Source organism: endosymbiont of Riftia pachyptila (vent Ph05) (assembly GCF_000224455.1).
Classification (GTDB): domain Bacteria; phylum Pseudomonadota; class Gammaproteobacteria; order Chromatiales; family Chromatiaceae; genus Endoriftia; species Endoriftia persephonae.
In genome coordinates, this window is record NZ_AFOC01000114.1 from 1 (window position 1) to 9313 (window position 9313).

Genomic DNA, 9313 nt, shown 5'->3' on the forward strand with positions numbered 1-9313 from the left:
GGTTCATCCCCGCGGGTGCGGGGAACACTCTTATTCTATCTATTTGATAGAGATAAGAAAAATCATCGTGTTGATTTCTACCGATCTTTTTGGCCGATCGGATGGTTTCCAATCGAGGTGCCTGAAGGTCATTTCCAGGTTGTTAAAGAGCATTTGTTTCTTCCTTTTCGGGAAGAAAGGCGACCAGGCGGATGCCGTCGAAGTCGACGGGGATTCTGCGGTTCGTACCAAGGGTTTTGAAGTCGTAGCCCGATTCGGTGTTGGTGCTCCAGGCCATGATGGCGTTCCCGTTCTCGAGTCCTTCTTCCACCTGTTCCCAGATGAAGTCACGCAGCCGGGCGGAGGGGTTGCCGACGTAGACGCCGGCGCGCACTTCCACCAGCCAGACGCCGAGGCGTCCGCGCAGTCGGGGCGGGATGGCTTCAGTGACGATGACCAGCATCGCCCAGGCCTTTCTCTTCGGGGATGGCGACGGGCTGGGTGTCCGGCGCCGGTTTTGGCATCTCGAGTTCGCCGGCGGTGAGTATCTCTTCGATGGCCGGGATGATCTTGCCGAGGAGTTTGCTCTGGCGGAAGTGGTCGCGGCAGGCGAGGCGGACCTGACGTTCCGGCTGGGCGGGGGCGCGGGCGGCGATCTGGAAGGCGATGGGCACCACGCTGTCGAATTTGAATATGTCGGCGATGTCGTAGACGAAGGAGAGGGGCTTGCCGGTGTGGATGAAACCCACCGCCGGGGCGTAGCCGGCGGCCAGCACGGCGGCCTCGGTGATGCCGTAGAGGCAGGCGGTGGCGGCGCTGAGGCAGAGGTTGGGCAGGTCGCTCTTGTCCCACTGGCTGGGGTCGTAGCTGCGCCCTTTCCAGGCCACGCCGTGACGCTGGGCGAGCAGTTTGTAGGTTTTGCGGACCCGTGCCCCTTCGATGCCGCGTAGCTGATCGACGCTGCGTTTTGCCGGAGGCTCTTCGTCGAAGCGCATGGCGTACATTTTGCGCACCACCTTGAGCCGGGCCTTTTCGTCCAGGGCGAGTTTGGCCTGGTAGAGCAGCCGGTCGGAGCGCGCCCCGCCGGGCTGGCCGGAGGCGTAGAGCCGAACACCCGCCTCGCCGACCCAGACCAGCAGGGTGCCGACCCGGGCAGCGAGTGCGGCAGCGCGGTGGGAGACCCGGGTGCCGGGTTCGAGCATCAGGCAGGCGATGCTGCCGACCGGGATCTGGGTGCGGACGCCGGTCTTGTCGATGACGACGAAGGCGCCGTCGAGTACGTCGATCTCACCGTATTCGATGAAGAGCATGGAGATCCGTTCCTTCATGGCGATGGGTTTGAGTGGCGGCAGCATGGTTTATTGGTCGCTCCAGCCTAACGGAGAACGTTTCTGGTGCAGTACGGCATGGACAGTGGTTTTGTTTGCAGTTGGCTGGTAATAAACCGCATATGGAAAACGATGGGTTAGCGCTCTATGAATGCCTGCGCGTACCTCGGGAAAGATCCGTGGGTTTTCGATGATCTGCTCAAATAGTCGATAGATCTCGGTGAGGAGTGAGTCACCTACGCCAATCTGCTGTTGGTTGTACCAGTGTATTGCGGAAGAGATGTCTTGCTCCGCTTCCTTGCGGATTATTAAGATCATTGTTTGCCAAGTCGTTTTTTTACGTTTTCCCAAGAGTCTGTTTCGGCGTTCTCGTCAGCCAGACGTCTATCCAATATATCTTTGTGCCATTGTGGTACGGGTACTGCTTCTGGTGAGGTGGCAATTGAATCCCAGATGGCTTCGACAAGCGCCAGCTTAGTGTCGATCGGCATGGCATCAATATCGGCTTGGGTGATTTTGCTCATGGTATTGGAGGTCATGTGAAATCTTCCTTGAGTATGATCTAGAGGCGGCGGACGAGCAATAAGCCGCAGCCGAAGGCCTTGGCGGGGCCAAGACCGGTATAGAGCAGTTGGGTGAATGGCTCGGGGTCTTCCACCTGCAGGGTGCCCTCGAAATCCAGGCTGCTATGGGTGATCGGTTTTTTGGCCCCCTTCTTGTGGCTGCTCTGGGGTTGGTAGCCGTCGACCCGCACCGCTTCGAGATTGGCCCCATGGCGGGCGAGTCGTTCGGCCAACCAGCGCTCACCTGCCTGCTGGATCAGCGTCGGCAAGTGGGGACGCTCGGCGGCAGGAAGTGTGCTCCAGCTGATCTGTTTTTTTGCGTCCATGATGATGTCGTGGCGGCTTGATCGTCCCTGTGCGTTTTTGCGTGTGACAACCGGGTTGGCGCGTAGCTGAAAGGCGAGCCGCTGGCCGCTGTGGAGTCTGGGGCGGTACGTTTTTGTCTCGACCTGCCAGATCGCCGGGTCGGCCTCCGGCTGGCGTTGCGAGAGTAGCAGGTAGCGCTGGGTTCCGTTCCTTTTTTCGGCACGAAACAGAAAGTCGCGCTCGGCGTTTGGATCGCGGGGGAAGAGCTGCCAGATGAGCTGGTGTTCCCGGTAGGTAGATGAGTTGTCAAACTGCCGGGCGAGGCGCATTGGGTCGGTGTCTGGCCGCAGGCGGATTTGGCTGATGAACATTAGCTATTGTCCTCCTTGACGGGTTGCGCGGCATAACATTCATTGCGTGGATCGAACTGCCAGCGTCTGCGGCTGCGTAGGCAGTCGCGGCGTGGTAGATCATCTCTGTCTGCATGCCGGGGGTGGGTTCGCTCTCTTCCCAGAAAAAACGGATCAGATCTGGGCGGGGGAGGCCATCACCGTAGGCGCGGCTCTCCTGGGTAATCTCATTGAGCTGGGCGAGGCTGTCGGGGTAGGCAGCGAAAGCGCTGCTGAGGCTGTCAGCGATGATGATTTCCGGGGCGAGCGGCAGTGCCAGAGGACAGGACTTCCGGCCTAGGTAGAGGGGCAGGGCTGGACGTTGCAGAGCGTGTTTGATCCTGTCGAGACTGATCTTGGCGTCTGTGCCCAGGCTCAGGGCGATGCTGGCGGCGGTGTCGGTGCGGTAGTCGCGCTGGGAGAGGATGGTGTGCAGCTTGTCGGCGTTGAGTTCGTCCCGGCGGGTGTAGTGACGTCCCTTGCGCTGCTGCGGTGGCACCTGGGTGGTGTGGTAATCGCGCAGCAGTTCACCGGGGGCGTCGAGGCGCACGGCGATGCGGCAGCCCCGGTCGAGTGCCAGCAGCTGTGCCTCGTTATCCCGGGTGATGCCCAATGCGGCAGCGACCAGCCCGAGCACCCCGGTGCGGGTGGGGTGGCCGTGGCTGGGGCGGAACTCGCCCACTGCGGTGTCGCCCCAGGCGGCCATCGGGCCGTAGAGACGGAAGAGCAGGTAGTCGGCCATGATCTACTCTCCGGTGGCGCAGGCGATGATGGCGTCGAGGCTCCCCTCGCCGGTCCGGGCATTGAGGCGCGCCGGGTTCTCGATACCATCGCCGTAGACCGCGTCCATCCGCTCCCGGGTCTGTTCCAGGGCGTCGATGGCGTTGGTGAGCAGATCCTGACCGGCCACCGGTTTGAGGAAGGCGACGGAGAGGGAGCGGGGCTGGGCCTCGCCCCGTTCGCAGAGGATGTAGGAGGCTCGTGCCCGGGAGGCGAAGCTGTTCTGCTTGCCGCAGGGGGCGACGGTGGCGGCGGCTCGGATCAGTGCGTCGAGAGTCTTGTCCGCCAGCTCCGTATCGCCGGAGAGGTTCTTTCTGAGCAAATCCCGGTCGATGCAGATGTATTGATAGAAGAGTCCGGCGGCGAACTCGGTCTCGCCCATGTGGCCGGCCCCCATGTCCTCTTCGCCGTTGTTCAGGTCGTCCACCGCGGTGAAGAAGTCGTCCTCTACCGTGACCTTGTGCACGCTGATGGCGTGGGCCACCTGGGCGGCGGCCTCGGTGTTGTATTTGGGGCTGGAGGCGAGCATGCGGCCGAACAGGGCGATGTCGGCGGCGGTGTGACGCTCCCGCAGCAGGGCGAGCCGTTCCTGGGTGGGGGCCTCGCCGGAGGCGGCCAGTTCGTCCACCAGGGCGTCGATGGCGGCCAGCTCCTCAGGACTGAAGTGGGCGAGTTGTTCGATCTCCAGTTCAACCATTAGCTTGGCGGTTTTCTCAGGCTCTTCCATCTGCTTGACGGCTTCCAGCTCCTTTTTTGAGAGGCTCTTCAGCTTGCCGAATTGACCGGCGATCTGTTTGGCCCAATCCATCGCCTTTTTTCCAGACACGTCTTTGTCGATCAGCGATTGGTAGATTTTTGGCCCCATCTCCTTGGTGCGAGTGCCAAGGTGGTCCTTGAGCGCCTGCTCGAAGCTGTCGGAAGTGCGCCAGGCCCGCTTCAGGCTCTGAGATGAGACCCGCAGCCGGTTGGCGCCGCCCATCATGGCGGTTTTGGGGCGGCCCAGGTCGTCCCGGTTGAGGTTGGCGGGTGGGTAAGAGGTGAGCAGGTGGAGCTGTACGAATTGAGTCATGGTTTCTTCCTTGTTGCTTTGTGTCCGGGGTCGGAGTCAATTTTGTTCGTGAGTATTGCTGTCATTAGTTAAGGGAGGAGCCAAAATTGACTCCGATCCCTGGCCAATCAGCCTGCGGCTTTTTCTGGGGTGTTGGGAAAGTAGTCGAAGGCCCAGTCTTTTCTGACCTTGTCGCCCCAGTAGAAGACCGAGCTGATCAGGTCGGGCAGGTTGGCCCTGTGGTCGAGCATGCGCAGGATGCGGATCATGGCGCCGTAGAGGTCGGTCCGGTCCCGTTGCAGCAGGCGGCGGAAGCGCAGTTCGCTGACGACAGGTGGGTTGCCCGCCATTTGATAAGCGAGCTTCTGCCCGGTGGTGTACCGCACATGGGCCAGCAGACCGACCACGCTGGCGAGTTGGCGCTGTTCCTGTGGCTCTGGTTTCAGTCGCTGGCAGAGGCGCTGGAAGGCGGGCTGGAACATCACTTTATCGGGGCTGGTGCAGCGGCGCAGTTCCGCCCTTGTGCCTTTGTTGTTCTCCAGTCCCTGCCACCATTGGATGAGGATCTCGGTGGTGTGTGACTCCTTGTTCAGGGTGAGGCTCATGCGGCTTTCTCCTTGTGCTTTGGCAAGCCCAGAATCTGGGTTCTCAGTTTCTTGCCGTGCAGCCAGTTGTTGAGTTTTCGATGGGCTTGGGCGATACGACGCGGGTTGACTGCCTCGAAGTCGCCCCGGCTGGTCCAGTAGTCGAACAGGTCGAGCGCGGCCTTTTTCAGTTCCCCGTGCCAGACCTCCAGCAGCGCCTTGCCATCCTTCCCTGCTTTCAGTTGCTGTTTGAGCTGTTGCAGATGGGCATAGAAGGCACTTTCGGTGTGGCTGAAGAAGGCTTCGGTTAGAAAAGCAGTGTCCCCCTTGGCTTCACCGGGGCGCTTGAACCAAGCCTCTTTGATGCAGCTGCGGGTGNGCCGGCAGTATCGGTCGCGGCCTCTATCAGCTGTTTGGTGCGCTGGGTGAAAGTTTCGCGGATGGCATCATCGAGCGGGTAGAGGGGGAAAGTGGTTTCGTACCAGCAGCGGGCCTTCATGTTGTCCATGTCGTAGCCGAAGGTGTGCAGGCGAAATTGTTCCTGAGGCAGTTTCCGGTAAGAGAGAAAGGTGCTGACCACCTGTGCCGGTTGTCGATTTTCCTGTTTGCTGACCAGACCGAGCCAGTGGCGGTAGCTGAGTCCGCCGGGTTGGGCGTGTTGCGGCAGTAGACCCCCCTCCTTGTTGGCAATGTGGGGGCTGAGGGGATGGATCCAGGCGCCGCTGTAGTTGATGCCGTAGTTTTGTGTAACGTAGTTGCTGACCAGTTGGTTCGATGCCCGGTCACAGAGATCGCAACGACCATCCTCGGTGGTGTGCCATTTGAGATGTATCCGGCGCGGCATGCCCCAGTACATCTGCAGCGGGTGCCCATCCAGCGGGGTGGTGTTCTGGCCTGTCTTTGCCTCGCTGGTGCGGGTGGCGGCGAGCCAGGGGAAGGTGGCCTCCGGTTTCTTTGGGGGACCGTCTCCAAGCCCACCAATCACACTTTTTTCTAGTACGTTGAGCCAGCAGGCCCGCCAGAGGGTGTTGTCGAGCTGGCTGCCGGCAGGGTCAAGGGCAATCAGTGTGCTCAGCGGGCCGCCGCCGCGCAGGGAGGTGCGGTGTCCTGCGCCGCCGGCGGGAGCATTGGTCTGTAGCGTAAAGAGGGCGGTGGCGGCACAGCAGGGGCAGATTTTTTCAATGCCACCGCGCTTGATGAAGTGGTCGGCGTTTTGTTTCAGAGTCTGTGCGCCCGGGGCGTCGATCAGCAGGTTGGCAATGGGTTTCTCATCGCCATTCAACGGCTCGAAAGCCTGCATGAAGAGAGGGCTATCCCCCATCAAATTGAAAGAATCGGCGAATGGTTCGAAGTGTTGTTTGAGGCTGGCCGGTGAGGGCGGGTTTTCCAGCCATTGCTCCCACTTGTCGTCGCTTTCTGGTGGGTAGGCAGTCTGCAGCATCCCGATCAGGAATTGCAGCAGGGCACCGTTGAAGTCGGGGCGGGGGGCGGCGAGGGCGATGATCGGGTCGGCCGAGTCGGTGATCTGCCAGGGGGCGATCAGTTCTTCCCTGCCGCTGGCGCGGCGGATGGGTATCCAGGGGTCGTCGATCAGGTTCATTCCTTGTCCTCCATGGCCTGTTGTTCCCGTGCGGTGGTAAGGCCGGTTTCCGGGTTGTAGTAGAGGGCGGATGTGTCGCCCTTTGCGTCCTGCACAATACCCTGCCACTGACCGAGGGATTGTTCAATCAGCGGCAGCAGAACCCCCCACTTGCCCTTGGCGGGCAGGCTCTCCAGACAGGCGTCGATAGCCGACTGCGTGATTTCATCATTCGGTATTGATTCTGATATAAGCGCGCTGCGCAGGCTGAGACTGCTGCGTTGCCAGCGGAAGTCGCCCTCGTCGCACCAGGGTTCGAGCCGCCTCTCCCGCCAGCGAGCGAGCCAGACGGTGGTGCTCTCCTCGCCGAGACGGGTGGGGGTCTTGGCGTCGTCGATCCAGTTCCAGGCATCTTCCCGTGAGTAGCCGGATGGGAGGTTGAGGGCGTTTTGAATGGCGAAGCTGGCGGCGGCTTTGTCGTCGCCTTCGGCTCCCAAGCTGACCGCCAGTAATCCCTCGGGGGGTTCAGCCTCGTTGCCATAGACCCCTTCGATCAGCCCCCGGGCATCTTCCGGCATGGCGAAGCCGCCCCGTTCATGCAGCCGTTTCATGCCGAGCCAGAGCTGACCGTGGTCGGGGTAGATGGGGGCGACTCGAGGGAAGGTCGCCTTGAACCAGTCGCTGCCGGGCGTCTCCGTCCACTCGGGCGTGTGGAGGGTGAGGGTGGGCTGGCCGCGTCGGTCGTCACCGTCGATGCGGTTACCCTGGGGGTCGCGGCTGTGGCGGTGGAGGCGGCCTGCCCGCTGGATCAGCAGGTCAATGGGGGCCAGGTCGCTGATGAGTCGGTCGAAGTCAAGGTCGAGGGACTGCTCCACGACCTGAGTGGCGATGAGGAGGCGACCCCGGCGCGCCTCTTCGTCACTGTTAGGGCCGAAGCGGGCCACCACCTGCTGTTCGATGTTGAGCCGGTCGTCTAGGGCGAAGCGGGCGTGGAAGAGTTCGATCTGCCACTCGGGGTGATCGGCTTTGAGCTGTTGCCAGGCCTCCCGTGCATCGGCCACGCTGTTGCGGATCCAGCAGGCGCACTCACCGTTGGCGACGACCTCTTTCAGGATGGCGGTGATGGCGTCGATCTCGTGGACGCATTCGACCACCACACGCCGCCGCACACTGGGGCGGGTGGCGAGGGGATATTCTCGGATCTGTTCGCCGTTGTAGTGGCTGAGCAGGGGGTAGGCAGTTTGCTTGGGTTCAGGGTGGGGCTGTTGCAGGCCGTCGGCGAAGGCGTTGATCAGTGCCTGGCGCTGCCGCTGGGGCAGGGTGGCGGAGAGTAGGATGGCGCTGCCGCCGGCCATCGCCTGGGCGGTGAGCAGGCGGCAGAGCAGTTGCTGCATGTAGGCGTCGCAGGCGTGGACCTCGTCCACCAGCAACACCTTGCCGAGCAGCCCCAGCAGGCGTAGGGACTGGTGGCGGCTGGGGAGGATGCCGAGCAGGGCCTGGTCGATGGTGCCGACGCCGATCTCCGCCAGCAGGGCCTTCTTGCGGTGGTCGGCGAGCCACTGGCCGCAGTGGGTGGAGGCGGGGGGTGGGTCATCGCGGTGGTGGCTGCTCTCGGGGTGCTGGGTTTCCGGGATTAGCGATTGGCGGAACCGCGTCGAGAGATTGCGGGCGCTGTGGGCCAGCACCAGGGAGGGGGTGCTGGCTTCGCCGTAGAGTTGGCGGTAGCTGTCGCCGAGGCGGTCATACATGGCGTTGGCGGTGGCCATGGTGGGCAGGCCGAAGTAGATGCCATTGGCACTGCCTCTGCTCATCAGCCGGTGGGCGAGCAGCAGGGCCGCCTCAGTCTTGCCGGCGCCGGTAACGTCTTCGAGGATGAAGAGTTGTGGGCCGTCCGCCAACGTCAGTTCGTTCACCTTCTGTTGCAGGGGTGTGGCCTGCGGGTTGGGGGTGTTGGGGATGAGCTGTTCTAGCCCCAGGCGGTCGCTGGGGGTGGCGGGGATCAGCTCGCTGTGAGCGATGGCCTGCTCCGCCTGGTCCAGCGCTCGGTTCCAGTAGTCGTCGAGGGACTGCGGCTCCGGGTGGTAGGGGAAAAAGTCGGCGTTGGAGCCGATCCAGTCGCAGAGTACGGCGAACCCCGCTAGCCACCAGGAGGCGGCCTTCATGCGGTCGGTGGTGAGGTCGGGAAAGCGGAGGGCGTCGGGCAGCAGCAGTTGACGGGCATCATCGGCGAAGGCCAGCAGCGCCTGCTCATCGGCGGGGGTGAAGTGGTCGATCTGCAGCCATTCAGTTAGTTCCGGTGGCTGGCCGTGGTGGCCGGTGACCGCCAGCATCCAGTAGTCGGCGGGGATCTGGCCGCGCCGTCGGTGGGGCAGCACGCCCTGTTCCTGAAGCCTGGGTTTCAGCCGTGATTTCCAGATGTCGTAGCCGAGGGTGTCGTGGTGCCGGCTGTAGCCCTTGGTGGGCTGGTGGTTGGGGGCGAGGTCGGGCCGTAGTTGCTGGAAGCTGGTGGCGAACTTGCCGATGTCGTGGAGGGCGAGAAAAAATACCGTCCAGCGGATTAGTTCATCTTCGCCGAGTCCGGTGAGGCGGCAGAGTGATCGTCGGATCGGCTGATGCTGCTCCAGTAACCGCTGGCCCACCGCCGCCACATCCAGACAATGGTAGGGCAACAGGTGGCAGGCCCGGCTCTCCTTCTCTCCCGTCTTGCCCCAGTAGTGGTGGTAACTCGTATTCGCTTCCATGTGAATCTCCTGGTTG

General features: G+C 62.4%; 9 protein-coding genes and 1 pseudogene. All 10 read right to left on the bottom strand.

Features of this window, described 5'->3' with window-relative positions; all coding sequences use genetic code 11:
• Window positions 1-142: 142 nt before the first annotated feature.
• Window positions 143-442 carry a type I-E CRISPR-associated endoribonuclease Cas2e gene (cas2e, locus tag RIFP1SYM_RS14295; protein WP_006475820.1) on the bottom strand — a complete coding sequence of 100 codons (300 nt, stop codon included), beginning with the start codon at window positions 440-442 and terminating at the stop codon, window positions 143-145.
• The gene (gene cas1e, locus RIFP1SYM_RS14300; protein WP_005966011.1) at window positions 423-1334 is read right to left on the bottom strand and encodes a type I-E CRISPR-associated endonuclease Cas1e; all 912 of its coding nucleotides are present in this window, start codon (window positions 1332-1334) and stop codon (window positions 423-425) included. Before cas1e ends, cas2e begins: the two co-directional genes overlap by 20 nt.
• Before the next feature lie 3 nt (window positions 1335-1337).
• Complete coding sequence (locus RIFP1SYM_RS19075; RefSeq protein ID WP_039960601.1) at window positions 1338-1625, bottom strand: type II toxin-antitoxin system RelE/ParE family toxin; 288 nt, start codon at window positions 1623-1625, stop codon at window positions 1338-1340.
• On the bottom strand, window positions 1622-1846 hold the full coding sequence (locus RIFP1SYM_RS14310; RefSeq protein WP_005966013.1) for an addiction module protein: 225 nt from the start codon (window positions 1844-1846) through the stop codon (window positions 1622-1624). Before RIFP1SYM_RS14310 ends, RIFP1SYM_RS19075 begins: the two co-directional genes overlap by 4 nt.
• A 23-nt stretch (window positions 1847-1869) precedes the next feature.
• Window positions 1870-2547, bottom strand: coding sequence for a type I-E CRISPR-associated protein Cas6/Cse3/CasE (gene cas6e, locus RIFP1SYM_RS14315; protein WP_005966016.1), 678 nt, complete (start codon window positions 2545-2547; stop codon window positions 1870-1872).
• Complete coding sequence (gene cas5e, locus RIFP1SYM_RS14320) at window positions 2483-3307, bottom strand: type I-E CRISPR-associated protein Cas5/CasD (RefSeq protein ID WP_005966017.1); 825 nt, start codon at window positions 3305-3307, stop codon at window positions 2483-2485. The genes cas6e and cas5e overlap by 65 nt, the downstream gene beginning before the upstream one ends.
• 3 nt (window positions 3308-3310) lie before the next feature.
• Window positions 3311-4414, bottom strand: a complete 1104-nt coding sequence (cas7e, locus tag RIFP1SYM_RS14325) for a type I-E CRISPR-associated protein Cas7/Cse4/CasC (RefSeq protein WP_005966018.1) — start codon at window positions 4412-4414, stop codon at window positions 3311-3313.
• 107 nt (window positions 4415-4521) lie between these two features.
• Window positions 4522-4998 carry a type I-E CRISPR-associated protein Cse2/CasB gene (gene casB, locus RIFP1SYM_RS14330; protein ID WP_005966019.1) on the bottom strand — a complete coding sequence of 159 codons (477 nt, stop codon included), beginning with the start codon at window positions 4996-4998 and terminating at the stop codon, window positions 4522-4524.
• Window positions 4995-6577 (bottom strand): annotated as a pseudogene (gene casA, locus RIFP1SYM_RS14340) (type I-E CRISPR-associated protein Cse1/CasA). The gene casB and the pseudogene casA overlap by 4 nt, the downstream one beginning before the upstream one ends.
• Window positions 6574-9297, bottom strand: a complete 2724-nt coding sequence (locus RIFP1SYM_RS14345; RefSeq protein ID WP_005966026.1) for a CRISPR-associated helicase/endonuclease Cas3 — start codon at window positions 9295-9297, stop codon at window positions 6574-6576. The pseudogene casA and the gene RIFP1SYM_RS14345 overlap by 4 nt, the downstream one beginning before the upstream one ends.
• Window positions 9298-9313 lie beyond the last annotated feature (16 nt).

Excerpts from the sequence above, each read along its gene's own strand:
- cas2e (WP_006475820.1), bottom strand. The coding sequence starts at position 442 with ATGCTGGTCATCGTCACTGAAGCCATCCCGCCCCGACTGCGCGGACGC.
- cas1e (WP_005966011.1), bottom strand. The coding sequence starts at position 1,334 with ATGCTGCCGCCACTCAAACCCATCGCCATGAAGGAACGGATCTCCATG.
- RIFP1SYM_RS19075 (WP_039960601.1), bottom strand. The coding sequence starts at position 1,625 with ATGATCTTAATAATCCGCAAGGAAGCGGAGCAAGACATCTCTTCCGCA.
- RIFP1SYM_RS14310 (WP_005966013.1), bottom strand. The coding sequence starts at position 1,846 with ATGACCTCCAATACCATGAGCAAAATCACCCAAGCCGATATTGATGCC.
- cas6e (WP_005966016.1), bottom strand. The coding sequence starts at position 2,547 with ATGTTCATCAGCCAAATCCGCCTGCGGCCAGACACCGACCCAATGCGC.
- cas5e (WP_005966017.1), bottom strand. The coding sequence starts at position 3,307 with ATGGCCGACTACCTGCTCTTCCGTCTCTACGGCCCGATGGCCGCCTGG.
- cas7e (WP_005966018.1), bottom strand. The coding sequence starts at position 4,414 with ATGACTCAATTCGTACAGCTCCACCTGCTCACCTCTTACCCACCCGCC.
- casB (WP_005966019.1), bottom strand. The coding sequence starts at position 4,998 with ATGAGCCTCACCCTGAACAAGGAGTCACACACCACCGAGATCCTCATC.
- RIFP1SYM_RS14345 (WP_005966026.1), bottom strand. The coding sequence starts at position 9,297 with ATGGAAGCGAATACGAGTTACCACCACTACTGGGGCAAGACGGGAGAG.